The following is a 22,364-nucleotide window of genomic DNA, read 5'->3' on the forward strand; positions in this document are numbered from 1 at the left end:
CCGGATAGAGTTGAACGAACAAGGAATCACGCCTCATGGCAATGCAAGTAGGCGAGCACGACGCGGGCGAAGACGTCCCCATGTCGGACATCAACACCACGCCGCTCGTCGACGTGATGTTGGTTCTGCTGATCATCTTCCTCATCACTGTCCCGGTGGTGATCCAATCCGTGCCGATCACGCTGCCGCAAGTGCGTAACGAGCCGACCGAAACCAAGCCGGAGAACGTCTCGCTGACGGTTCGCGGCGGTCCGGGCGGAACGTGCGAGGTTTACTGGAACCTGACGCGGGTCACCAACGAGGATCTGCTGGACCGTGCGGTCAAGGCCCTCGAGGAACAGATCAAGCGCGTCGGCGGGATCCAGAACATCACCGAAGAGAATATGCCCGAAGTGCATATCCGCGGCGACATCAATACGCCGTACAAGTGCATTGGCGGTACCGTCTTCACGATGCAGCGCGCCGGTTTCCAGCGCGTCGGTTTCATCTCGCAGCCGCCTCCCGGTGGCCATGTCGAGCGACTGTAAGTTAAGGAGCTAGCCAACCATGGCGATGCAAACCACTGGCTCGAACGAATCTGGCGAGCCGATGATGGACATCAATACGACGCCGCTTATCGACGTCATGCTGGTGCTACTCATCATGTTCATCATTACCATTCCGCCGCAGAGCCACGCGGTGAAACTGGACCTGCCGCAGAACCAGCAGAACCAGACTCCGCCGCCGATCGACCCGGTCAAGAACAAGGTCGTGATCACGCAGGGCGGCGCCGTCCTGTGGAACGGAGCGCCGGTCAGCCTGACCCAGCTCCGCCAGTTCCTCGACGTCACCCAGCAGATGGATCCGATCCCCGAGCTGCACCTGCAGCCGGAACCGGACGCCCGCTATGAGCTGGTCGACGAGGTGATGGCGGTGACCAAGCAGGCCAAGGTCACCAAGATGGGCTTCGTTGGCAATGAACAATATATGACGGTCTTCTAGGTCCAGGAGACTTCGAACGATTGCGGGCGGTCCCCATTTTGGGGGCCGCCCTTTTTCGTGCATTGCATCGAATCCAAAATGATATAACATTGCATTATAAATAGAAGAGACTGGCGATGGCGTACGCAATGGCTCCCTCAAACGGCTGGGTTCGTGAAGCGGCCCCGATGGTCGAGATGAACACCACGCCGCTGATCGACGTGATGCTGGTGCTGCTGATCATGTTCATCATCACCATCCCGCCCCAAAGCCACCAGGTCGAGGTGGCGCTACCCAAGCCAACAGTGATTCCGAGCGATTGGATCAAGCCGTTGCGCAACGAGCTCGACATGTCGGCGGGCGGCAGCCTCAGCTGGAACCATCACGCCATCAACGATGCGCAATTGCGTGCGCTGCTGGCCGCGGTCGTGGCGACGCCAAAGCCGCCCGAGGTTCATTTCCGCCCCGACGCGGCGGCGCGGTTCAACCGGGTCGACGAGGTGCTGGCAATCGCGTCCCAAAGCGGGGCGAGTAGCTTCGGCTTTGCCGGAAACGAACGCTATCGCGACAGTTTCTGAAGAGGTTCGTAACCGCTTTTCAACCGGTCGGGCGGTAGCCATGCCGGCATGGACATACTTTCGGCCCATCGCGACGGACTGATCGAGCAACTGGACGAGGAAGTGGCCGCGCTGGCCGGTCGCGGCCGTGACCATGCCCAGCGCGCGGTGGTGCTGCACCATCTCCACGATCATTCGCGCGGCAACTATGGCTGGGCGCTGGCCGAGGCCAGGCGGACGCTGCGCATTGCCTCCGGGCTGGCCAACCTGCGGCATCGGCTGGACCGCTGGGGGTGGCTGTACCGGCGCCGGGACGAAGTGCGGGCCGCGCTCGAACGGCTGGCAGAGACATTGGGCGACGCGGGTCGCAACCGCACGGCCGCCGCCTATCGCGCTTACCGCCTTAGCTCATCCCGCGCGCTACGCGTGGAGGCCGAGGCAAGCCTCGATCTGGAATTGCTCGACCTGCTCGAACAATGCCACGCCGCGCGGCGGTCGGGCGAAGCCATGCCATTCGAAGTGCAGCAGTCGCTGGCCGGCGCGAGCGAGAGCCTTGCCGCCGCGGCCGTTGACCGTAAGGCGCTGGAACGCGCGTGGCTGGCGATCGAGGCGACCGGCCTCCGGCGTGCTGCCAGGCGGCTACTAAGCGACAAGTCGCTGGACCGGCGGGCCGCCAGGGACGTCCGGCGGGGTGCAATCCGCACCGAGCGCGAACTGCGCGCCGATGCGGTGTTGCCGCCAAGCTTCAAGGCGAACCCGGCGCAGCATTTCTATGTGCTGCAACAGTCGCTCCGGGAGCGCCACCATCAGCAGTGGCGCGAAGCGTGCGACCGGGAGCCGGATGCGTTCGAGCTGGCCGCCTGATCAGCCGAAGGTGAAGGCGTAGGCCTCCGCGCCCGGGTCGAGGAAGGTAACAGTGAACAGCCGCTCGCGTTTCGGGTCCCTCTGGCGGACGAGCTGGTAGAGCCGCTGGCCGGTCACCTGACCGTTGCCGGCCGCATCGATGTCCATGCCATGGTCGGCGCCGGGCGCCTTGCCGTCGATCGTTACCCGCAAGCGCACCGGCTTGCCCGGCGCGCCGAGCACCAGGTGCAGGTCGCGGGCGCGGAAACGGAAGGCGATTTGCGCGCCGGGAGCGGTTGAAACCGCTCGTTGCGGCTCAACTGTCCAGCGGCCGGCGAGGCCCCAGTCGTTGAGCGCGAAGCTGCCGGGCAGCCGGTAGTTGCCGGCGCCATCCAATGTCGAAACGAACGATTTGGCGCGCGCGCTGCCGATGTAGGTCTCGGGGCTGCGAACGGCGGCGAAATCGGCGGCGGCCGCCGCGCCGTTCGCGCTGACAGTGGAAACGTTGCCGAGCCTGGCGCCCTTTTCCGCGAGCAGGGCGCGGATCGCTTGTTCGGTCTCGTCGGTGCTGCCTTCGCCAAAATGATGGTAGCGGATCCGCCCCTGCGCGTCGGCAAGGTAATGGGCCGGCCAATAGCGGTTGTTAAACGCGCGCCAGATGGTGAGGTTGTTGTCGAGCGCGACCGGGTAACGAATGCCGAAGTCGGTCACCGCCTTGCGGACGTTGGCGGCATCGCGCTCGAAGGCGAATTCCGGCGCATGAACCCCGATCACCACCAGCCCCTGGTCCTTGTACTTCGCGTACCAGGCATTGGTGTAGGGCACCGAGCGGATGCAGTTGATGCAGCTGTAGGTCCAGAAGTCGACCAGCACGACCTTGCCCTTGAGCTGTTCGCGGGTCAGCGGCGGCGAGTTCAGCCATTGGACGGCGCCATCGAGCGGGGGCAGGGCGCCTTCGACCGGCAGCATCCCGCCAACCTTGGTACCGAGCTCCTCCTCTTCCATGCCGAGCAGCTGCGAAATGCGGTGCTCGAAGCCGAAGGTCTGGGCGGTCGACAGGCGCGAGAGGAAGCGTGTGTCGAGGCCGAGAGCAATGACTCCGACGCCGACCAGGATCAGCACGCCAAGCGCCTTGCGCACGCCTTCGCCGGCGCCGATCGAGCGCTTCATCGCCGCGAACACTTTGCCGCCGATGAGCAGCGCGCCCGCGAGGCTGGTCGCCGCGCCGAGTGCATAGGCGAGCAGCAGACCGGCGGTGGTCGCGCTGGCGCCGGACAGGGCCGCGCCGGTCAGGATGATGCCGAGGATCGGGCCGGCGCAGGGCGCCCACAGCAGGCCGGTGGCGACGCCGAGCAGCAGCGAGCCGCCGATGCGATCCTCGCTGCCCTTTGATGACAATCTATCGCCTAGCCTGACCAACGGCTGCATGGCCCGATCGGAGAGATGCGGGAAGATCAGCAGCAGGGCGAAAGCGGCGAGCAGGATGATGGCGATCCAACGGCCGGCGCTGTTGGCCGCCACCGCCCAGCCGCCGCCGACGGCCGCCAAGGTTGCGACGCCGGCAAAAGTGGTTGCCATGCCGACGAGCAGCGGCAGGCCGTTGCGCAGGAATGGCCGGTCGGCGCGCGCGAACACGAACGGCAGCACCGGCAGGATGCAGGGGCTGAGGATGGTGAGGATGCCGCCGAGATAGGCGAGGAGGAACAGCAGCATCAGGCAGGCTTAAACGTCAGGCTGAGGCCGTTGATGCAGTGGCGCTTGCCGGTAGGCCGCGGACCATCATCAAACACATGGCCGAGATGGCCGCCGCAGCGGCGGCAATGCTCCTCTGTGCGTTCCATGAACAGGCTGGTGTCGCGCTTGTAGGCAACGGCATTCGGCAGTGGCTGCCAGAAGCTCGGCCAACCGGTGCCGCTGTCAAATTTGGCGTTGGACGTAAATAGAGGCAGTGCGCAGCCGGCGCAGGCAAAAGTGCCCTTGCGATGCTCATCGAGCAGCGGGCTGGTGAACGGCCGCTCGGTGCCTTCCTGGCGCATGACATTGAATCGTTGTGGACCGAGGCGGCTTTGCCAATCCGCCGGGCTATGCTGGATCTCAAAGCTGGTTGCTTCGGCAGGAGCTGCGCGGCCGGTCAGGAAAGCGGTGAGGCTGACGGCGGCAGTGGTGCCGAAAAGGCCAAGAATGGCGCGACGGTTCGGTTGAGGGCTCATTGGTGAGGCTTTCCAAATCATCTTAACATGGTTCAGCCGCCCCCGGGGGCTGGTGGGGACGGCTGCATCATCAAATTCGAAGGATCGGGTCAAAAGGTTACAGGGCCCGCCGCTTTGCGTCGTCAGCTGGCCCGGCATTGAATCGTCGCTAGTTCCCTTCATGCGCTGAAGGTACGGATGATTCTTCGCAAAGGATGCACCCCGTTAGGTTTGTCGCAACTTACCAGAAGCAAGGACGGGGCCGGTTGGCGCACCTGTAGGTGAGCCTCCAGCGGGTTCAAGCGACACCGCCAGCGTGACGCCCGCGCTCAGCTTTTCCGCCAATTCAGTGTCGACCGCTACGCGTACGATTTGACCCGGTAGCACGCCTACGGAACGCGGCTTTCCGTCCGCGGGAATGATCCACAGTTCATGGGAATGTTGCGGGTCAACGGGCGGGACGCGCGCCGCGAAAATCGTCAGTTTCCGCTCATCCTTATTCCACATGGCGACCAGCTGCGCGTCGCCCTGGTTCCCTTCGATCATCGCCACCAAGGGAGCGGTTTGCGTTACCTGGGGCGAGGTCTCAGGCGTGGGTCGGATCAACAGGGCCAGCGCCAGCGAGGCCGCCAGTGCCGTCGCGCCACCGGCCAAGGCACGCCAGCGGTTCAGGTGCTGGCGAAGCAGAATGAAATTGTCGTTTGCCGGGTCCGCCGCACGAATGCGGCGCTCAATTGCAGCAAAAGTCGCGGCAGGCGGCGTCACCGGCATAACGCCGTCTAGTATTGGCGCGAGGCGCAAGTTCCAGCGATCCACGTCTTCACGGAAAGCGCGGTCAAGTTGTTCAAGCTCCAGCGCGTGGGCCAGTTCTTCGCCTTCCAGTAAGCCGAGCGCATACTCGGCCGCCAAAGCGGCACGGTCTTCCGGAGGAAGTGGCGTGCTGCTCATCGCTCAAGACATCCCTTCAGACGCTGTAAGCCGCGCCGGATCCAGCTCTTCATCGTTCCCAGCGGCACTCCTTCTCGCTCGGCAAGCTGGCTGTAGGTCGCGCCGTCGAGAAATGCCGCCTCGATCATCGCCCTTGGCCGCTCATCAAGCTCATCCAGGCAGGAGCGAAGCCGCCCCGCCTCCTCGGTCGCTTCAAGCCGGTCCAGTGCGGACGGCTCATCATTCTCGATATGATAGGCTGCCTCGATCGGAGCGGTATCGAGCCGTCGGCGGCGTAGCCGATCGATGGCACGGTTGCGCGCGAGTACGCACAGCCATGTGATGGGGCTGGCGCGCTCCTTGTCGAACCGGCCAGCGTTGCGCCAGACGGAAACGAACACTTCCTGAAGCACTTCTTCGGCATCCGGTTCGCTGGCAAGAATGCGTAGCACGACCCCGTAGACCTTGGCAGAGGTGCGATCGTAGAACGTCGCCAAGGCCGACTTGTCCCCGGATGCGATGGCTCGGAGCATCGGCGCCAATTCATTCGCGGCGGATGACGCTCGATCCATTGGTCTGGTATGCCCAGTGGCGGTTGGTAAGGAAAGGCCAACCCGGCGGGAATGACCAGGAGGATGCGCAAGTTCGATCTGCATCGCTCCGCTCCCGCCGGATAGGCCCAGGCCGGATCGCCTAGGGCATCAGCACTGTGTCGATGACGTGAATAACTCCGTTCGATTGCATCACATTAGCGATCGTGATGCGCGCCGTGCCGCCTTTGGAATCGATGACGATCCATCCCATGCCCGACTTTCGGAAGCGAAGAGTTTCACCTTGCGCGGTCTTGAGCGTGGCGACGCCCTTTTGACGCGCGGCCATTGCCTGGATCTCAGCAGCGGTAATTCGGCCGGGGACGACGTGATAGGTCAACACAGACGTCAGCTGGCCCTTGTTTTCGGGCTTTAGCAGCGTGTCCACCGTGCCGGCCGGTAATTTGGCGAAGGCCGCGTTGGTTGGCGCGAAAACCGTGAACGGACCCGGGCCGGACAGCGTGTCGACTAAGTCCGCAGCCTTAACCGCCGCCACCAGAGTCGTATGGTCTTTGGAATTAACGGCATTTTGTACGATATTTCGGGTTGCGTACATCGCGGCGCCACCAACCATCGGATTCTTTGCAGCGGACGGTGTAGCGATCAGTGCTGCCCCTAAGAGGGTGCCCGCTACCCGGACAGAAAGCGAAAGCATGAACCAACTCCTGTTATGTCGCAGCCATCGTTGACTGCCCAAGGAGTTACGGGGCCAAACGCAATCCGGATGCATCAACGGGACGAGTTTTCGGGTTCAGGCTGCAATGCCGTCGAACTGGAGGCGGGCGAGGCGGGCGTAGAGACCGCCCTGGGCAGTGAGCGAGCCATGGTCGCCCTCCTCGACGATCCGGCCATGGTCCATGACGATGATCCGGTCGGCGGCGCGGACGGTGGCCAGGCGGTGGGCGATGACGATCGTCGTGCGATCGCCCATCAACCGGTCGAGCGCCTCCTGCACCAGCCGTTCGCTTTCGGCGTCAAGCGCGGACGTAGCCTCGTCGAGCAGCAGCAAGGGCGCGTCGCGGCGGAGCAGCGCACGAGCGATAGCGATGCGCTGGCGCTGGCCGCCCGACAGGCGGGCGCCGCCTTCGCCCATATAGGTGTCGAGCCCTTCGGGCAGAGCGCGGAGGAAGCTCTCCGCATTGGCGTCCCGCGCCGCCTCCCAAATCTCGTCCTCGCCGGCATCCCAATTGCCATAGCGGAGATTGTCGCGGGCCGATGCGGCGAAGATCACCACATCCTGCGGAACCATGGCGATCCGCTGACGGACGTCGGCCGGATCGGCGTCTTTCAGGTCGACGCCGTCGAGCATCACGCGGCCCGCTTCCGGATCGTAGAAGCGCTGGGCCAGCTGGAAGATGGTGGTCTTGCCTGCTCCCGACGGGCCGACCACTGCCAGGCGCTCGTTCGGGCGCACTTCGAGGCTAAACCCGTCGAGCGCCGACGTGTCCTTGCGGGTCGGATAGTGGAAGGTGACGCTGTCGAACCTGAGGCGGCCTTCTGGCGGAACGGGCAGGGCAATGGGATTGGCCGGCGCCTTGATCTCCGGCTCGGCCGACAGCAGCTGGTTGAGCCGCTCCGACGCACCTGCGGCGCGGAGCAGGTCGCCATAGACTTCGGACAGCGCGGCGAAGGCGCCGGCGAGGAGACCGCCCGACAGGACGAAGGCGGCGATGGTGCCGCCGGAAATCATCCCGGCTGCAACGTCGACCGCGCCCTGCCAGATGATCAGCGTGATCGAACTGAAAATGACCGCGATGATGCTCGCCGTCATCACCGCGCGTAGCGCAATGCGCCGCTTGGCGGTTTTGAACACGGTTTCCGTGGCGAGCGAGAAGCGCTCCGCTTCGCGGCCCTGCTGGTTGAAGGCCTGGACGATCTTCATCGCGCCGAGCACTTCGCTGGTGACCGTGCCGACATCGGCGATGCGGTCCTGGCTGCGGGTCGAGATGGCGCGCACTCGTCGCCCGAGGAAGACGATCGGCAGCATCACCAATGGAATGCCGAGCAGCAGCATCCCGGCCAGCTTCGGCGCCAGGTAGAACAGCACGCCGGTGCAGATGACGCCCATCACCAAATTGCGCAGCGCCATCGAGACGGTGGTGCCGACCACTTGCTCGATGATGGTGGTGTCGACCGTCAGCCGGCTGGTGATTTCAGCCGGGCGGTTCTCCTCGAAGAAGCCGGGAGCGAGGCGGAGCAAGTTGCGGTGCACCGCGAGGCGAATGTCGGCGACCACCCGTTCGCCGAGCCAGCTGACGAAGTAATAGCGGGTCGCGGTGGCGAGGGACATCACCAGCACCAGCACCAGCAGATATTCGAACCAGCGGCCGATGTTGCCGCCGCCGGCAAATCCGCGGTCGATGATCAGCTTGAACGCGATCGGAATGGCCGAGGTGGCGGCGGCCGCGAACAGCAATGCGACCCCGGCGCAGAAAATGTGACCGGGGTATTGGCGGGCAAAGCTCCACACCATGCCGAGGTCAGACAGCGATTTGCCCTTCGGGGCGGTGGGAGCGATGGCCATAGAGGAGTCGGTTAGCAGTGTGTCCGCTTTGCCTCAATTGCCGCAATGCGGTAGTGCGGCGCAGCAATTTGCTTGCCGTCGTCCGAATTGAGCCTCACACTCCGCGCCACGTGACCGGGAATTTCAGGACAATTTGATGCTTTATGACGCCTATGAGGTGCAGCGCTCGCTGCTGACCAGCGCGAGCAAACTGGCTGGCCTTGGCGCAGGATGGCTTAGCAACCCGACCAATCCGTTCGGCTATTCTTCGATGGGCCCGCTGGTTGCAGCGGGCCTTGAAGTTTTTGCCCATGCTTCGGCGCCGCGGGGCAAGCCCGAATTCGGCATTACCGAGATCGAAGTCGGCAAGAAACTGGTCCAGGTCGACGAGGATATCGAGCTGAGGAAGCCGTTCGGGCAATTGAAGCATTTCCGAAAGGTCGATGCGGAAGGCGGCGAGCCGCTGCTGATCGTCGCGCCGATGTCGGGCCACTATGCGACGCTGCTGCGCGGCACGGTGGCGCGAATGCTTCCCAGGCACGACGTGTTTATCACCGACTGGCGCGACGCCAAGCTCGTGCCGGTCAGCGAAGGAAGTTTCGACCTCGACGATTACATCGACTATCTGATTGAATTCTCACAGGCAATTTACAAGCGCACGGGCCACCGGCCGCACATGCTGGCGGTTTGCCAGCCCTCGGTGCCAGCCTATGCCGCCACCGCCATCATGAATGCATCGAAGGACCCGGCGCGGCCCAGGACGCTGACCATGATGGGCGGGCCGGTCGATACGCGGAAAGCGCCGACCGCGGTCAACACGCTGGCGACGCAGCGGCCCCATGCCTGGTTCCAGCGGAACGTCATCGCTACGGTGCCGATGATCTATCCGGGCCATGGCCGGAAGGTCTATCCGGGCTTCCTGCAACTGGCGGGCTTCATGACCATGAACCTCGGCAGCCATCTCGTCAGCCATTGGGAGATGTTCAAGCATCTGGTCGTCGGCGACGACGAAAGCGCCGACGCAACCCGCGCTTTCTACGACGAATATTTGTCGGTGTGCGACATGACGTCCGAATTCTATCTGCAGACGGTCGACGTGGTGTTTCAGCGCCACCTGCTGCCCGAGGGAGACTTCGAGCATCGCGGTAAGAAGGTCGATCCCAAGGCGATCAAGGATACACCGCTATTGGCGATCGAGGGCGAGCGCGACGATATTTCGGGCATCGGACAGACCAAGGCCGGCCTCGACCTGGCTAGCGGGTTGCCGGCCGCAAAGAAGCAGTATCTGCTGGCCAGGGACGTTGGCCATTACGGCATCTTCAACGGCCGCAAATGGCGCGAAAAGATCGCGCCGGTGGTCGAAAAATTCATCGCCGCCAATAGCTAGGCCGTTCGCCGAATAATCCTGTCGCCTGGGTGCCGAGCGGTTATAGCCGTGACAGCAAATCACAGGAGCAGGCGATGACCTTGAACTTCGGCAGGCGCGAATTCCTTGGCAGCGTGGCGGCGGCCAGCCTTTTGGCCGGGTGCAAAGTTTCAAAGCCTGGTGGCGAGGCGGCGAGCGGCGATCTAGCGGCGCAACTCCAAGACATTGCGGACCAGCTGCTCGCCGAATATCCGCAGAATGCGACCATCCTCGGCATCGCCAAGGGCAAGCTCGCCCCGCTCGGCCACAAGTGGCAGGACCAGACTCCGGCCGGGGTCGCCGCGCGCAAGGAAGCCATCGGCAAGCGGCTCGAAACGCTTCGCTCGCTCGACCTCGCCGACGTCGCGGATCCCAACAAGCTCAACGGCGCTGTCGCGCTGCAGGCGCACGAGCTGGCGCAGGAGGGCTATGCCTTCCCGTTCGGCGATCCGCTGGTGCTCGACCCGAACAATGGTTTCCGCAACACGCCCTATGTCGTGAACCAGCTGGGCAGCAGCTACGTCGACCTGCCCGACTTCCTTGAAAGCCGCCACTCGATCAGCAATGCCGAGGACGCGCTCGCGTTCGCCGATCGCGTCGACGACTATGGCCGCAACGTCGATGGCGAGACCGAGCGGCTGAAGCACGACCGCGGGATCGGCGTGGTCGCGCCCGATTTCACGCTCGACAAGACGATCGGGATCATCGGTGCCGGTGCGGCCGAAAAGCCGGACCAGTCGGCCGTGGTCGCGACGCTCAAGAAGAAGCTGGGCGAAGCTGGCCTGTCGGACGACAAACTGGTCGAGCGGGTGACTCAGTCGATGACGCAAAAGGTCATTCCCGCGCTGCAGCGCCAGGTTGAGGAGCTCAAGCAGCATCGCGCGGTCGCGACCTCGGATGCCGGGGTGTGGCACTTCAAGGATGGGGAATCCTACTACGCCTGGGCGCTGAAGGCCGGCACCACCACCACCAGGACGCCGGACGAAATCCATCAGCTCGGGCTGGAGCAGGTCAAGGCGATCCAGTCGCGGATGGAAACGATCATGGCCAAGCAGGGCATGACCGGCGGAACCGTCGGCGAGCGGATGGCGGCGCTGGGCAAGGATCCGGCGCAGCTTTACCCCGACACCGCCGCCGGCCGCGAGCAGCTGCTGGCGTACCTCAATGGCCGGATCGCCGACATCCGCACGCGCCTGCCGAAGGCGTTCGCGACGATGGTGCCCGGCAAGCTGGTGATCAAGCGCGTGCCGCCGGCAATCGAGGCGGGCGCGCCGGGCGGCTATGCCGCGGCCGGCTCAATCGATGGCAAGGTGCCGGGCCAATATTACATCAACCTCCGCACAACCTCGGAATGGCCCAAATTCTCGCTTCCAACGCTTTGTTATCATGAGGGAATTCCGGGGCATATCTGGCAAGGCGATTATGCCAACCGGATGGCGCTGATCCGCTCGATGTTGGCGTTCAACGCCTATAGCGAGGGCTGGGCGCTCTATGCCGAGCAGCTGGCCGACGAGCTCGGGGCGTATGATGACGACCCGATGGGCCAGCTCGGCTACCTCCAGTCATCGAGCTTCCGCGCCTGTCGGCTGGTGGTCGACACCGGCCTGCACGCCAAGCGCTGGACCCGCGACAAGGCAATCGACTGGTTCGTCACGACCAATGGCGACGACAAGGGCTCGGTAACCGGCGAGGTCGACCGCTATTGCTCGATGCCGGGACAGGCCTGCGGCTACAAGATCGGGCATCTCGAGATATTGCGGCTGCGCGACAAGGCGAAGGCCGAGCTTGGCGGCAAATATGATCTGCGGACCTACGACGATGCGATCGTCAAGGGCGGCAACACGCCGATGACCTTGCTCGAGACGGTGATCGATCAGTTTATCGCCAAGAGCAAAGGCTAGATCCGCTCCATTTTCAGCCAGCGCGGGTCGCCCATCCAGGCGCGATTGAGCGCGGCGCGGGCGGCCGCGGCCTGGGCGGGGCGGCCCTGCGCCCGCTCGGCCATCGCCAGCCCATAAAGCGCCCAGCCATTGTTGGGGAACTTGGCCAGGGCGGCGGTGAAGGCCTGTCGCGCCTCATCATATTTGCCGGCGCGATAGAGCGCCGCGCCCAATGATTGGGCGACCGGATAATACCACCAGGGTGGCTCTTGGTACGAAATCCTGTCCTCGATCGCGAGCGCTTGGCGGAAATGTTCAGCTGCCTGCAAATGACGGCCCCGGAACGAGGCTTGCTTGCCCAGCGCGACATGCTCGGCCAGCGCCAGCAGGTCGGGCGCCGGCATGCCCTGGTCGACCATCGGCTGGAGCAGTCCGGAGCCCTGAATGCGCTTTAGTTCCGCCAGCTCGACATTGAAGCTTTGGCTGTTCCCCTGCTGGGCGTAGGCGACGGCGCGGACATAATGGCGGATGCCCTGGACATAGTGGAGCCGGGGGTCGGGCTCGGGCATCGCCAACACTTCGGCCGGCGAGGCGAATTGGAGTGTCGCGAAGTAGGGCGCGGCATTGATCGCCTGGACCCAGCCGAGCTGTGAGGCGGTTCCGGCGTCGACGATCGTTCCGAGCCGTTTCGCCTCGCGGATCGCGGTGGGCAGGTCGCCGCCCATCTGCGCCGAGGTGACGATGAAATGGACGTTGTGCGGATAATAGCCGTAGCGGACGAACCCTTTGTCGCCGGACTCCCGGATATAGGCCTCGTCCTGGTGCGCGGCCTCGATGTTGACGCGGATGGAGTCCTTCCAGCGGCCAAGCCGGTAATAGATGTGGGCCGGCATATGGACGAGATGGCCCACTTCCCGGGACAGCGTCGTCAGGCGATCAGCCGCCGCTTCAGCCCGCCTGGGATCGGGGCCGTTCTCCATCAGGTGGATGTAGAGGTGCGGTGCTTGCGGATGGTCGGGATTGCGGGCCTCGACCGCCTCGACCAGCCCGATCGCTTCGCCGATGCGCGGCTTGGGGCTTTTGTCGGCATTCCAGTAATCCCACGGCAGCGTGTCCATCGCGGCTTCGGCCGCCAGCAGCGAAATATCGTCGTTCTGAGGATAGTAGCGGGCGATGGTCAGCATCGCATCGGCGTAGGCCGCGTCGTGCGTTGGGCGTTCGGCCTTGGGATCGGCCGAATAGCGCTTGGCCAGCGCCATGATCAGCGCCCGCTCGGGCGGCGTGACGTTGGCGGTTCGCGCCTGCGCTTCGGCGACCGATTTCAGCGCCAGCGCATTGGCGTCGGGCGTCAGCGGCGCATTGATGTTGGGGCCATAAGCGAGCGATTCGCCCCACCAGCACATGGCGCAATCGGGATCGAGCCGCTGCGCCTGCCTGAACGAGGCGATCGCCGCGGCGTGGTTGAAGCCATAGGCAAAGGCCATGCCCTGGTCGAAATAGCGCTGCGCCTCCGGGCTGGAGGTGGTGATCGGGAAATGGACCTTGCCGAGCCCGTCATAGAGGCGAATGCCGGCCGGCGACTGGGCCTGGGCGGCAAGCGCCGTAGCCATGGCGATCCGGTCGCGCATCGTCGCCGCCCTGCCGCCGCCACCGCAGAGCGCGGAAATCGCCCGGGTCGGGTCGAGCAAGGCCAGTTGCTGGGACGTATATTCATAAGGGGCGCTGACACCGAGCAAGCCGGTCGACGCCAAAGCCAATGACAGGCGCATCCTGCGATCCATTGTCTCCTCCCCCTGAGTCGAAGAGGCGGGTCACTTAGCACATTTTGTCAGCAGTGGCGGGAAGGCTCCGGCAAGGGCGGCTGCTTGAGCGCGTCCGGATTTCGCGTCCATTTTCCCGAGAGTCCGAAGAAGGCAGCCAGGCCGGCCAAAATGGCGACGATGCCCATGATCACCAGCGCCGTGGCGAAGGGCTGAAGCAGTGCCTTGCCCTGGCCCATTAGCACCGCGCCCATCAGCGCGACCACGATCAAACCTCCCAAACGGGCGACCGCGCTGTTGAATCCCGAGGCCATGCCGGTCTGGTGCTTCTCGACCGCGGCCAGCACCGTGCTGGTCAGGGGCGCGACCGCCAGCGTCATGCCGAGCGACATCACCAGGATCGCCGGGAAAGCATGGGTCCAATAGGCCTGGCTGTCGGCGATGCGCGTGGCGAGGAGCAGCCCTGCGCCGACGATGATCGGGCCAAGAGTGAGGGGAATCTTGGGTCCAACCCGAACCGCCAGCTTGCCCATCAGCGGCGAGGCGAGGCCGAGCAGGATCGACAGCGGTAGCAGCGACAGGCCGGCCTCGATCGGGGAATAATGGCCGGCCTCGATCAGCACATAAGGAATGAGGAGGAGCGCGCCGCCGAACGCGCCGTAGAGCAGGAAAGTCATCAGGTTGAGCGCCGAGAAGCAGCGGTTGCTGAACAAGGTCAGTGGCACCATCGCATGGTTCCCGAGCCGTTTTTCCCACAGCACAAATGCGACGAGCAGCACCGCGCCGCTGCCAATTGTAGCGGTCGAAAGCGGCGTCAGTTTGAAGGTCTGAGACCAGAGTGTGAGGCCATAAGTGGCGGCGCCGAGTCCGAGCGTCGCCAACACAGCGCCGACCAGGTCGAGCCGGGCCCTTTCCGGCTCCTTGACTTCTTCGACCTTGGTCAGGGCGACGGCAATGGCAGCGGCGGCGAATGGCAAGTTGATATAGAAAATGCTCGGCCAGCCGGCATGCTCGACCAGCCAGCCGCCGGTCAGCGGGGCGATCGCGGCAGCGATGGCTCCGGCCGCAGCCCAGGTGCCGATCGCCTGGCCGCGCGCTTCGCCGTCATAGGCGCCGTTGAGCAATGCGAGGCTGTTGGGCAGCAGCAGCGCGGCACCGATCCCCTGCAGCGCGCGTCCGGCCAGCAGCATCTCGAGCGAATTGCTGAGTGCGCAAACCAGCGAGGCAATGCCGAACAGGCCGGTGCCGATCACCAGCCAGCGCCGGCGGCCCTGATGGTCGCCGAGCGCGCCGCCCAACAGGATCAGCGCGGCGAGCGGCAGCGTGTAGATATTGACCAGCCATTGTACTTCGGCCGCTGCGGCGCCGGTGCCTTGCCGGATCGCAGGGAGGGCGACGTTGAGGATCGAGCCGTCGATGAAGCTCAGCGAGCTGGCCGCGACCGACATCACCAGCGTCCAGCGCGGGTCGTGCCGGCTGGAACCGGTGCGGTTCATGCGGCCGGGGTCCGGGGCGGGCTCACACGGTCAATGAAACGCTTCATTGCTTGCCGGGCTGCAACCACCAACCACAGCGACAGGATGACCAGGCCTAGCGCGATCAGCGCGGCGGCAATCGGGTTGGCGATGGCCAGGGCGAGCAGGCCGCCGGTGGCGACATCCTCGTCGGTCGAGACGATGACGTTGGAGAAGGGCTCAGGGCTGGCGTTGACCAGGGTGCGCGCGCCGGCCTTGCCGGCATGGGCGATGAAGGCCGCCCCGCCGCCGAGGAGGAAGCTGCCGACCTGCCACGCCGGGTCAGCGCTATCGACAATGGCGAGGGCGAGCAGCGCGCCGCCGAGAGGGCGAATGAAGCTGTGCACCGCGTCCCATGCGCTGTCGACGATCGCGATCTTGTCGGCGAAAAATTCCATGAAGGTGCCGACCGCAGCGATGCCGATCACCCAATAGTTGGCCAGCACGTCGAGCATCTTCAGTTGCTCGGGAAGCGCGATCCAGCCGAACTTCATGCCAAGGCCGGTGATCAGCGTCACAAGGTACAGCCGCCAGCCGGCCAAGAGGCTGGTCGAGGCGGCGAGGGCGATTAGCTCGACGGGAGTCATCCAAGTTCTAACGCATCGGGCTCCGGGTCGACGCGCGGGTCAGGCCCATAACGATTGGTGCCCGGGTCGCCTTCCGCCAGACAAAAAGCAAACAACGTCAGCGCGATGATAGCCGTCGCAACGCCATGAATTATGGCGAAAGGCCCAACCGGGTGAAAAACCCAAGCGAATATCGTGACATGATAGCTGCTGTCAGCCGATTGAGGCAGGAACGGGGTGGCCGCCATCAGTAAGGCAAATGCTGCAGCCAATACCCAAGCCCAAATTGCCGGGCGCCCTTGGTCATGCAGGCGCCGGACTAATAGGGCGATCCAAGGAAAGGTCCACAAAAGCGACCAGACTGCCCAGATTGCCAGGAACGCATTCCCACCATCGACCAGTTTAATGGTCACCAAGTTGGCGAACATGCCAAGAATGCCGAAAGCCAAGACTTCGGTCCGTCGTGACCGTCCGGAAAAAACGAACATGTCCCTGAATGGCTTGAATGCCATCGCCAACGAGGAAGCTCGTTCAGGTTCGCCATGCATGACCTAGAGGCTGTGCCAGCCTCGGGCTGTCGTCAATGCCTACAATACCTCGAAAAGCCCCGCCGCGCCCATGCCGCCGCCGATGCACATCGTCGCGACGACATATTTGGCGCCGCGGCGCTTGCCCTCGATCAGCGCGTGGCCGGTGAGGCGCGCGCCCGACATGCCGTAGGGGTGGCCGATCGAAATGGCGCCGCCGTCGACGTTCAAGATATCGTTGGGGATGCCGAGCTTGTCGCGGCAGTAGAGCACCTGCACCGCGAACGCCTCGTTCAATTCCCACAGGCCGATATCGTCCATCTTGAGCCCGAAGCGCTGGAGCAGCTTGGGAATGGCGAACACCGGGCCGATGCCCATCTCGTCCGGCTCGGTCCCGGCGACGGCCATGCCGATGTAGCGGCCGAGCGGCTCCAGCCCGCGTTTCTCGGCGGCGGCGGCATCCATGATGATGCAGGCCGAAGAGCCGTCGCTCAGCTGGCTGGCGTTGCCGGCGGTAATGTGGGTGCCGGGGCCGAGCACCGGCTGGAGGTTCTGGAGACCCTCGAGCGTGGTGTCGGGGCGGTTGCCCTCGTCCTTGTCGGTGGTGACCTCCTTGAACGAGACTTCGCCGGTTTCCTTGTCCTTGATCCCCATATTGGTGGTGACGGGGACGATCTCGGCCGACAGGCGGCCTTCGGCCTGGGCGGCGGCCGTGCGCCGCTGCGACTGCAGCGAATATTCATCCTGCGCCTCGCGGCTGATGCCGTAGCGCTGGGCAACCGTCTCGGCGGTGCCGAGCATCGGCATGTAGACGTCCTTGTGCATGGCGATCAGCGAGGGATCGCCACTGATCCGCATTTCCGGCGTCTGGACCAGGCTGATCGAATCCTGGCCGCCGGCGGCGACGATATCCATCCGGTCGACGATTACCTGCTTGGCGGCGGTGGCGATCGCCATCAGGCCGGAGGCGCACTGGCGGTCGATGGTCTGGGCCGAGACAGTGACGGGGCAGCCGGCGCGGAGCGCAACCTGGCGGCCGATATTGCCGGCCTGGGTCCCCTGGGTCAGCACGCAGCCCCAGACGACATCATCGATCTCGCCGGCGTCGATCCCCGCGCGCTCGATCGCAGGAGCGAGCGACAATGCGCCGAGCGTGGCGCCGGCGGTGGCATTGAAGGCGCCCTTGTAGGCGCGGCCGATCGGGGTGCGGGCGGTGGAGACGATGACGGCGTCGCGGACGGACATGGGGGTTCTCCTAGGTGAAAATGAGGCCGAGCCATTGGGCGGTGAGCGCGGGCTTTTCCTCGCCCTCGATCTCGACCGTGACGGTCTGGCGGATGAGCAGCTGGCCAGGTGCCTTTTCGTCGACGCCGTCCAGGGTGAAATGGCCGCGGACCCGCTTGCCGGCCTTGACCGGGGCGAGGAAGCGGACCCGGTCGAGCCCGTAATTGAGCGCTATTTTGGTCGTGTCGGGGATCAGCATGACATCGGCGGCCATGCGAGAGAGCAACGACAGCGAGAGGAAACCGTGGGCGACCGTTCCGCCGAAGCCGGCCGCCGCGGCGGCGACCGGATCGACGTGGATGAATTGATGGTCCTCGGTCGCATCGGCGAAGGCGGTGATACGGTCCTGGCCGACCTCGATCCAGCCGGAAGAGCCGACCGTCTGGCCGATCTTGGCGTGGATTTCGTCGAGGCTGGCGATGGGCATCGGAAGCGATCTAGGCGCGCCCCGACGATGCTGGCAAGAGCGCCAAGAATGACGCTACGGCAAGCTTATTTCGTCTTGGCCGGCGGCGCCCAGGGCATCACCAACTTCCCGTCCGGCGCGGCGGTGAAGGTCGTCTGCGTCGGATAGGCGAATTCGATCCGGTCGCGGGCGAAGGCTCGGGCAATGCCGAGGATGATGTCCGCCTTGTGATGGGCCAGCGTGTCGGGGCTCAAGGTGCGGTCGTCATAGACCAGCTCGCAATCGATCGAGCTCGGCGCAAAGGCGGTCGGGATGCAGCGGACCAGCTTGGCGGTCTTGACCGTCTTGAGTACTTCTTCGGCGATGGCCGGCAGCCGTTCCAACATCTCGACCGAGGTCTGGTAGGTCAGGCTGAAGGGCAGGGTGACGCGGCGCACCTTGGCTTCGGCCAGGTTGCGCACCTCCTGATCGAGCAGCTTGGTGTTGGCCATGATCACCTGCTCGCCGGTCTGGCTGCGAAGGCGGGTGGTCTTCAGGCCGATCCGTTCGACCGTGCCCACGGTGACATCGCTGCCGGAGCCGTAACGGATCGTGTCGCCGCGCCGGAACGGCTTGTCGAACACGATCGACAGGGCCGCGAACAGATCGGAGAAAATGCCCTGCGCGGCGAGGCCGATGGCAATGCCGCCGATGCCGAGGCCGGCGACCAGCGCGGTGACGTTGACGCCCAGATTGTCGAGGATGACGACCGTCGCAATGGCGAACACGATGACGTTTACGAACACCCGGATCAGCGCCATCGCATTGCCGAGCGTCGAGGCACCAGGATCGTCGCCGACACGGTGGCGGATCACTCCGATGATGATCTCCCGCGCCCAGATCGCGACCTGCAAGGAGGCAGCGACGATGAAGAAAATGTCGGCAAGATGGGCAAGCTTATGGGGAATCGCGGCATAGCTGACGACGATGTCGATCGCCGCCGCGACCATGAAGAAGATGCTGGTCTTGGCCAGCACCCGGCCGATGATGCCGCGCCAGCCCCACATTTCCGGCTCGTTGGCCAGCAGGCGGTGACCGACCCAGCGCATCGCCAGCATCACCATGACGATCGCAGCGGCGACCATGGCCCCGATCGCGAGGCGGTCGAGATTGGCCAGGATCCAGGCGAACAGGCCGTCGATTTCCTTCGGGGCTGCCGCTGCGACGATGAGCTTCTTCATGGCCGCGTTTGTGGCGATATGGGCGGTAACGTTCAAGCGGCCAGCATCCTTTGATCGCCTTTCCGCCCGGGTTGGGCGATAGGGCGGGCAACGAGAATCGAGGAGAATGACGTGCCCGCCATCGGCGACGCCCATGTGCTGATCATGGCCACCAACCGGTTCGAGGAAAGCGAGCTGTTCGGGCCGCGCGAGATCTTGCTCGGCAAGGGCGCCAGGGTAACACTTGCCTCGCTCAGCTTGGGCGAGATCATGGGCACGGTCCACGACGAGCCGGGCAAGAAGATCAAGCCGGACCTGCTGATCAGGGACGCGAGTGCGGCCGATTATGATGCGCTGCTGCTGCCCGGCGGGGTTGGTAACCCCGATCATCTTCGCATGCATGAGGATGCGATTGCGCTGATCCGCGCGTTCGCCAGCACCGGAAAACCGGTGGCGGCGATCTGCCATGGGCCGTGGCTGCTGGTCGAAGCCGATCTGTTGCGTGGCCGGCGGGCGACCAGCTGGCCGTCGATCCGCACCGACCTTAGAAATGCCGGAGCCGATGTGGTCGATGAAGCCGCGGTAACCGACGGCAATATCATCACCAGCCGAATGCCCGACGATGTGGGTGCATTTACGGAAGCACTAATCGCGGCGATCGAAGCAAGAGCCTAAACCGCTTATCAAGCATTGGCGGCTATGATGCCGGCATGAATTGGACTGGCAGAACTCACCCGGTTGAAACGCTGGCGGAATGGGGCGCACCGCTGGTGCTGGCGCTTGCCACCGCATGGGCAGCCACGATCGCGGGACTTCCGTTCCCGGCGAAGACTGCCTGCGGTGTCGTCGCGCTGCTCGTTGGAGTCGTTGCGATGCGGGTTGCCGGAAAGGCGCCGCTGGCGTGCCAGGTTGGATTTGAGCCGGCGACATTTGGGGTGGATGCAGGCGCGGACGAACTTCTACTCGACCAGCCGGTCGATGAATTGCTGCTCGACGATCCGTTGGAAGCGCCCGATCCAGCCTCTCGCGTGGTTCGGCTGTTCGACCGCCAGGACCCGACGCCCGGCGAGCTGGTGCTGCGAATTTCCGACTATCTGAGCGACCAAGGCAAGGTGCCCGCGCCGATGCCACCGGCTTTCGAGCAGCAGCGGGCCGATGCCAGCGACGCCTTGCACGCGGCGCTCGCCAATATCCGCGCAAACCTGCGCTGAGTATCTCTACTCGGCGATGGTCAGGGCTTCGATGAAGAGGCTGATGGACCCGTCGACATTCTGGCGCCGCGGCCTGAGCTGGCCGATGTCGGCCACAATCTGCCCGGGAATGGCAAACTCCGCGTCCGGCAGGCCGTCGGTCAGTCGCTCGGCCAGCAAATCGGCATCGGGCGCCGGGATGCGGAGCTCCATTTCGTGTCGCTCGCCGATAAATGTAAGCGATTGCCAATCGATTGAGCGGAATTGCGTTAGCAAAATCCTATCTCGATCGATACCGGCCCTTGCCAATAGAGACCGTAGGAGCCCGGCGGCGGCGGGTGACAGCGCCAGCTTCATCATCGGCCCGTTTCCAGGAAAGCGCGGACCCGCTGGACCGTCCGCATTCGCGGATCGCGGCCTCGCCGCAGGTCGAAAACAAAACGCGGATCGCCCATCGCCTCACGCCCGAACCGGGCGGCCGGCGTGTTGCTTATCTTGAGATATTTCTCCACCTCTCGAAGCAAATGCACGGTTATCTGTCCCCATCGTCTCGGCGACTCGGCATTGCTTCATTTCCAACGCATTTCCTACTTGTCTAGGGATTTTCCTATGGTTAATCTAAACCCATGAATTCGACCCCTCGGCAGGTGCTGGAACGGCTGTGCGTGGAACGGGGTGAGAATTTTGCCTCGCTGTCGCGCCTGATCGGCCGCAACGACGCTTACATCCAGCAGTTTTTGCGCAAGGGAACGCCGCGTCAGCTGAAAGAGCGCGAGCGGCGGACTTTGGCCCGTTATTTCCAGATTCCCGAGTCGATGCTCGGCGGACTTCCCGATGACCATGACGCGGAATTTGGCGAGCTGGTGCCGGTCGTGCGGGTAGCGGTGAGAGCGTCCGCAGGCCCCGGCGCCATTCCCAGCGAAGAGAGCATGCGGCCCTATTTCGCGTTCGAGCCGCGCTGGCTGAAGGCGCTGACCGAATCTCCCGCGGCCAAATTGTCGGTGATCCGGGTTGAAGGCGACTCAATGGCGCCGACGTTGAGCGCCGGCGATGACATATTGGTCGACCTTGGCGACGGACCCGACCGGCTGCGCGACGGAATCTATGTGCTGAGGGTCGATGGCGCGCTGCTAGTCAAGCGGCTCGCAATCCACCCGGTCGGCCGGCGGGTCACGGTCCAGTCCGACAATCCGGCCTATGGCGACTTGCCCGACTGCGGGCTGGACGAGATCGACTGCATCGGGCGGGTGATCTGGGCCGCACGCAAGATCGCGTAAAGATCAGTTCCGCCAGCGGTCGATCAGCCAGACCAGGATCGCCAGGACGATTCCGGCGCCGAACCCGCGCAGCAGCCACAGCATCGGCTGGCCGGCGTTGATGCCATAGGCCGCGCCAATGATCAGCCCGAGGAAGATGAAGATGCCGCCGGCGGCGGTTGAGCGACGGTTCATGCCGCCGCCATGCCCGCGCGCCCGGCGGGCCGCAAGCGCCGAAGTGCCCGCGATCTCGTCATGCCCCCGGCATGTCGGCCCGATGTTCGCTTTGACGCCATGTTCCCGGCATGGCGCGTCGCGAACATGGTTGACGTTTTGTTGACCTTGTCTGTGCGCCGAACGGCAAGGTGGGCGGATGTATTTGGCAAGGCATGGACACGCCTTTCATCAATGGCCGCGCTTCATTGGCCGATGCCGCCTTGCTGCTAGAAACCTATGGCGATGACGCCGGGTTCGAAGCGGCGGCGCGTGCGGAGCATAGCCGCGACCAGGGCAATGTGATCCGCTTCTGCCATTGGCGGCAGATCGAACGCGTGATCGTCACGCTGACCGACCCGGAAGTCCACGGTACCATCCATTAAGCTCGGCGATTAGGCCGGACAGCCGTTCGCGCGAGTCAGTTCGCGTGCGCGCGGCCCCTCTACCGTTCGCCTTTGGCGAACGGTCCCCCTCCCCGAGCGGAGCTCGGGGCGGAATAGGTGGCGTCTGCTGTCCTCCATGCTAGGCTATTAGGTGATGGGTGAGCGTCGCGCCGGACCGGGAACCGCGTTACACTGGCTTGCGGGCTGTG

Annotated in this window: 25 protein-coding genes; 10 read left to right on the plus strand and 15 right to left on the minus strand. The window is 64.4% G+C overall.

All coding sequences use genetic code 11. The annotated features are described in order from the left end of the window. Positions 1-35 precede the first annotated feature (35 nt). The 4 genes from Q0C64_RS08535 to Q0C64_RS08550 all read left to right on the plus strand — a co-directional run bounded on the left by Q0C64_RS08535 (position 36) and on the right by Q0C64_RS08550 (position 2,381). Positions 36-527 (plus strand): biopolymer transporter ExbD, encoded by a 492-nt coding sequence (locus Q0C64_RS08535; RefSeq protein WP_294122724.1) that lies wholly within the window; start codon positions 36-38, stop codon positions 525-527. A gap of 19 nt (positions 528-546) precedes the next feature. Beyond that, positions 547-981, plus strand: coding sequence for a biopolymer transporter ExbD (locus tag Q0C64_RS08540; RefSeq protein WP_294122727.1), 435 nt, complete (start codon positions 547-549; stop codon positions 979-981). A gap of 128 nt (positions 982-1,109) precedes the next feature. Continuing rightward, complete coding sequence (locus Q0C64_RS08545; protein ID WP_294122730.1) at positions 1,110-1,538, plus strand: biopolymer transporter ExbD; 429 nt, start codon at positions 1,110-1,112, stop codon at positions 1,536-1,538. Between the two features lie 48 nt (positions 1,539-1,586). Next, positions 1,587-2,381, plus strand: coding sequence for a hypothetical protein (locus tag Q0C64_RS08550; protein WP_294122732.1), 795 nt, complete (start codon positions 1,587-1,589; stop codon positions 2,379-2,381). Here Q0C64_RS08550 and Q0C64_RS08555 read toward each other — a convergent pair whose 3' ends face one another. From Q0C64_RS08555 to Q0C64_RS08580, 6 genes are all read right to left on the minus strand, one after another. Continuing rightward, positions 2,382-4,073, minus strand: a complete 1,692-nt coding sequence (locus Q0C64_RS08555) for a cytochrome c biogenesis protein DipZ (protein ID WP_294122735.1) — start codon at positions 4,071-4,073, stop codon at positions 2,382-2,384. It lies immediately after the preceding gene. Then, complete coding sequence (gene msrB, locus Q0C64_RS08560; RefSeq protein WP_366004552.1) at positions 4,073-4,708, minus strand: peptide-methionine (R)-S-oxide reductase MsrB; 636 nt, start codon at positions 4,706-4,708, stop codon at positions 4,073-4,075. The genes Q0C64_RS08555 and msrB overlap by 1 nt, the downstream gene beginning before the upstream one ends. A 66-nt stretch (positions 4,709-4,774) precedes the next feature. Then, on the minus strand, positions 4,775-5,497 hold the full coding sequence (locus Q0C64_RS08565) for an anti-sigma factor (RefSeq protein WP_294122738.1): 723 nt from the start codon (positions 5,495-5,497) through the stop codon (positions 4,775-4,777). Then, the gene (locus Q0C64_RS08570; protein ID WP_294122741.1) at positions 5,494-6,132 is read right to left on the minus strand and encodes a sigma-70 family RNA polymerase sigma factor; all 639 of its coding nucleotides are present in this window, start codon (positions 6,130-6,132) and stop codon (positions 5,494-5,496) included. The genes Q0C64_RS08565 and Q0C64_RS08570 overlap by 4 nt, the downstream gene beginning before the upstream one ends. 37 nt (positions 6,133-6,169) lie before the next feature. Next, complete coding sequence (locus Q0C64_RS08575) at positions 6,170-6,721, minus strand: fasciclin domain-containing protein (protein ID WP_294122744.1); 552 nt, start codon at positions 6,719-6,721, stop codon at positions 6,170-6,172. 96 nt (positions 6,722-6,817) lie between these two features. After that, positions 6,818-8,590 carry an ABC transporter transmembrane domain-containing protein gene (locus Q0C64_RS08580; protein ID WP_294122747.1) on the minus strand — a complete coding sequence of 591 codons (1,773 nt, stop codon included), beginning with the start codon at positions 8,588-8,590 and terminating at the stop codon, positions 6,818-6,820. A gap of 136 nt (positions 8,591-8,726) precedes the next feature. Between Q0C64_RS08580 and phaZ the strand changes: the two genes are divergently transcribed. Both phaZ and Q0C64_RS08590 read left to right on the plus strand, forming a co-directional pair. After that, positions 8,727-9,956: a polyhydroxyalkanoate depolymerase gene (phaZ, locus tag Q0C64_RS08585; protein ID WP_294122748.1), complete on the plus strand. Its 1,230-nt coding sequence runs from the start codon at positions 8,727-8,729 to the stop codon at positions 9,954-9,956. 74 nt (positions 9,957-10,030) lie between these two features. Continuing rightward, positions 10,031-11,875, plus strand: coding sequence for a DUF885 family protein (locus tag Q0C64_RS08590; protein WP_294122751.1), 1,845 nt, complete (start codon positions 10,031-10,033; stop codon positions 11,873-11,875). Here Q0C64_RS08590 and Q0C64_RS08595 read toward each other — a convergent pair. The 7 genes from Q0C64_RS08595 to Q0C64_RS08625 form a co-directional block, all read right to left on the minus strand. Beyond that, entirely contained in the window at positions 11,872-13,635 is a 1,764-nt protein-coding gene (locus Q0C64_RS08595; protein ID WP_294122753.1) for a tetratricopeptide repeat protein, read from the minus strand. The two genes, Q0C64_RS08590 and Q0C64_RS08595, sit on opposite strands and share 4 nt — an antisense overlap. 47 nt (positions 13,636-13,682) lie before the next feature. After that, positions 13,683-15,110, minus strand: a complete 1,428-nt coding sequence (locus Q0C64_RS08600) for an MFS transporter (RefSeq protein ID WP_294122755.1) — start codon at positions 15,108-15,110, stop codon at positions 13,683-13,685. After that, a complete protein-coding gene (locus tag Q0C64_RS08605; RefSeq protein WP_294122757.1) occupies positions 15,107-15,715 on the minus strand; it encodes a DUF4126 domain-containing protein in 609 nt (202 codons plus the stop codon). Before Q0C64_RS08605 ends, Q0C64_RS08600 begins: the two co-directional genes overlap by 4 nt. Further along, on the minus strand, positions 15,712-16,242 hold the full coding sequence (locus Q0C64_RS08610; protein ID WP_294122758.1) for a DUF805 domain-containing protein: 531 nt from the start codon (positions 16,240-16,242) through the stop codon (positions 15,712-15,714). Before Q0C64_RS08610 ends, Q0C64_RS08605 begins: the two co-directional genes overlap by 4 nt. 39 nt (positions 16,243-16,281) lie before the next feature. Then, positions 16,282-17,466, minus strand: coding sequence for an acetyl-CoA C-acyltransferase (locus tag Q0C64_RS08615; protein WP_294122759.1), 1,185 nt, complete (start codon positions 17,464-17,466; stop codon positions 16,282-16,284). Positions 17,467-17,476: 10 nt separating this feature from the next. After that, positions 17,477-17,932 (minus strand): MaoC family dehydratase, encoded by a 456-nt coding sequence (locus Q0C64_RS08620; RefSeq protein ID WP_294122761.1) that lies wholly within the window; start codon positions 17,930-17,932, stop codon positions 17,477-17,479. 65 nt (positions 17,933-17,997) lie between these two features. Then, positions 17,998-19,131, minus strand: coding sequence for a mechanosensitive ion channel domain-containing protein (locus Q0C64_RS08625; protein WP_294122763.1), 1,134 nt, complete (start codon positions 19,129-19,131; stop codon positions 17,998-18,000). Positions 19,132-19,242: 111 nt separating this feature from the next. On the opposite strand from Q0C64_RS08625, the gene Q0C64_RS08630 reads away from it, so the two are divergent. Both Q0C64_RS08630 and Q0C64_RS08635 read left to right on the plus strand, forming a co-directional pair. Then, entirely contained in the window at positions 19,243-19,785 is a 543-nt protein-coding gene (locus tag Q0C64_RS08630) for a type 1 glutamine amidotransferase domain-containing protein (RefSeq protein ID WP_294122765.1), read from the plus strand. A gap of 35 nt (positions 19,786-19,820) precedes the next feature. Beyond that, the gene (locus Q0C64_RS08635; RefSeq protein ID WP_294122766.1) at positions 19,821-20,321 is read left to right on the plus strand and encodes a hypothetical protein; all 501 of its coding nucleotides are present in this window, start codon (positions 19,821-19,823) and stop codon (positions 20,319-20,321) included. A 6-nt stretch (positions 20,322-20,327) separates the two neighbouring features. Here the strand turns inward: Q0C64_RS08635 and Q0C64_RS08640 are convergent, their stop codons facing one another. Beyond that, positions 20,328-20,513, minus strand: a complete 186-nt coding sequence (locus tag Q0C64_RS08640; protein ID WP_294122768.1) for a hypothetical protein — start codon at positions 20,511-20,513, stop codon at positions 20,328-20,330. Positions 20,514-20,926: 413 nt separating this feature from the next. Between Q0C64_RS08640 and Q0C64_RS08645 the strand changes: the two genes are divergently transcribed. Further along, on the plus strand, positions 20,927-21,577 hold the full coding sequence (locus Q0C64_RS08645) for a S24 family peptidase (RefSeq protein ID WP_294122770.1): 651 nt from the start codon (positions 20,927-20,929) through the stop codon (positions 21,575-21,577). A 3-nt stretch (positions 21,578-21,580) separates the two neighbouring features. On the opposite strand, the gene Q0C64_RS08650 is transcribed toward Q0C64_RS08645, so the two are convergent. Continuing rightward, entirely contained in the window at positions 21,581-21,751 is a 171-nt protein-coding gene (locus Q0C64_RS08650) for a hypothetical protein (protein WP_294122773.1), read from the minus strand. Positions 21,752-21,945: 194 nt separating this feature from the next. On the opposite strand from Q0C64_RS08650, the gene Q0C64_RS08655 reads away from it, so the two are divergent. Beyond that, entirely contained in the window at positions 21,946-22,155 is a 210-nt protein-coding gene (locus tag Q0C64_RS08655; RefSeq protein WP_294122774.1) for a hypothetical protein, read from the plus strand. Positions 22,156-22,364 lie beyond the last annotated feature (209 nt).

This window comes from Sphingomonas sp. (assembly GCF_023266535.1).
In the GTDB taxonomy this organism is placed as follows: domain Bacteria; phylum Pseudomonadota; class Alphaproteobacteria; order Sphingomonadales; family Sphingomonadaceae; genus Sphingomicrobium.

Excerpts from the sequence above, each read along its gene's own strand:
- Q0C64_RS08535 (WP_294122724.1), top strand. The coding sequence starts at position 36 with ATGGCAATGCAAGTAGGCGAGCACGACGCGGGCGAAGACGTCCCCATG.
- Q0C64_RS08540 (WP_294122727.1), top strand. The coding sequence starts at position 547 with ATGGCGATGCAAACCACTGGCTCGAACGAATCTGGCGAGCCGATGATG.
- Q0C64_RS08545 (WP_294122730.1), top strand. The coding sequence starts at position 1,110 with ATGGCTCCCTCAAACGGCTGGGTTCGTGAAGCGGCCCCGATGGTCGAG.
- Q0C64_RS08550 (WP_294122732.1), top strand. The coding sequence starts at position 1,587 with ATGGACATACTTTCGGCCCATCGCGACGGACTGATCGAGCAACTGGAC.
- Q0C64_RS08555 (WP_294122735.1), bottom strand. The coding sequence starts at position 4,073 with ATGCTGCTGTTCCTCCTCGCCTATCTCGGCGGCATCCTCACCATCCTC.
- msrB (WP_366004552.1), bottom strand. The coding sequence starts at position 4,708 with ATGCCGGGCCAGCTGACGACGCAAAGCGGCGGGCCCTGTAACCTTTTG.
- Q0C64_RS08565 (WP_294122738.1), bottom strand. The coding sequence starts at position 5,497 with ATGAGCAGCACGCCACTTCCTCCGGAAGACCGTGCCGCTTTGGCGGCC.
- Q0C64_RS08570 (WP_294122741.1), bottom strand. The coding sequence starts at position 6,132 with ATGCAGATCGAACTTGCGCATCCTCCTGGTCATTCCCGCCGGGTTGGC.
- Q0C64_RS08575 (WP_294122744.1), bottom strand. The coding sequence starts at position 6,721 with ATGCTTTCGCTTTCTGTCCGGGTAGCGGGCACCCTCTTAGGGGCAGCA.
- Q0C64_RS08580 (WP_294122747.1), bottom strand. The coding sequence starts at position 8,590 with ATGGCCATCGCTCCCACCGCCCCGAAGGGCAAATCGCTGTCTGACCTC.
- phaZ (WP_294122748.1), top strand. The coding sequence starts at position 8,727 with ATGCTTTATGACGCCTATGAGGTGCAGCGCTCGCTGCTGACCAGCGCG.
- Q0C64_RS08590 (WP_294122751.1), top strand. The coding sequence starts at position 10,031 with ATGACCTTGAACTTCGGCAGGCGCGAATTCCTTGGCAGCGTGGCGGCG.
- Q0C64_RS08595 (WP_294122753.1), bottom strand. The coding sequence starts at position 13,635 with ATGGATCGCAGGATGCGCCTGTCATTGGCTTTGGCGTCGACCGGCTTG.
- Q0C64_RS08600 (WP_294122755.1), bottom strand. The coding sequence starts at position 15,110 with ATGAACCGCACCGGTTCCAGCCGGCACGACCCGCGCTGGACGCTGGTG.
- Q0C64_RS08605 (WP_294122757.1), bottom strand. The coding sequence starts at position 15,715 with ATGACTCCCGTCGAGCTAATCGCCCTCGCCGCCTCGACCAGCCTCTTG.
- Q0C64_RS08610 (WP_294122758.1), bottom strand. The coding sequence starts at position 16,242 with ATGCATGGCGAACCTGAACGAGCTTCCTCGTTGGCGATGGCATTCAAG.
- Q0C64_RS08615 (WP_294122759.1), bottom strand. The coding sequence starts at position 17,466 with ATGTCCGTCCGCGACGCCGTCATCGTCTCCACCGCCCGCACCCCGATC.
- Q0C64_RS08620 (WP_294122761.1), bottom strand. The coding sequence starts at position 17,932 with ATGCCCATCGCCAGCCTCGACGAAATCCACGCCAAGATCGGCCAGACG.
- Q0C64_RS08625 (WP_294122763.1), bottom strand. The coding sequence starts at position 19,131 with ATGAAGAAGCTCATCGTCGCAGCGGCAGCCCCGAAGGAAATCGACGGC.
- Q0C64_RS08635 (WP_294122766.1), top strand. The coding sequence starts at position 19,821 with ATGAATTGGACTGGCAGAACTCACCCGGTTGAAACGCTGGCGGAATGG.
- Q0C64_RS08640 (WP_294122768.1), bottom strand. The coding sequence starts at position 20,513 with ATGGAGCTCCGCATCCCGGCGCCCGATGCCGATTTGCTGGCCGAGCGA.
- Q0C64_RS08645 (WP_294122770.1), top strand. The coding sequence starts at position 20,927 with ATGAATTCGACCCCTCGGCAGGTGCTGGAACGGCTGTGCGTGGAACGG.
- Q0C64_RS08650 (WP_294122773.1), bottom strand. The coding sequence starts at position 21,751 with ATGAACCGTCGCTCAACCGCCGCCGGCGGCATCTTCATCTTCCTCGGG.
- Q0C64_RS08655 (WP_294122774.1), top strand. The coding sequence starts at position 21,946 with ATGGACACGCCTTTCATCAATGGCCGCGCTTCATTGGCCGATGCCGCC.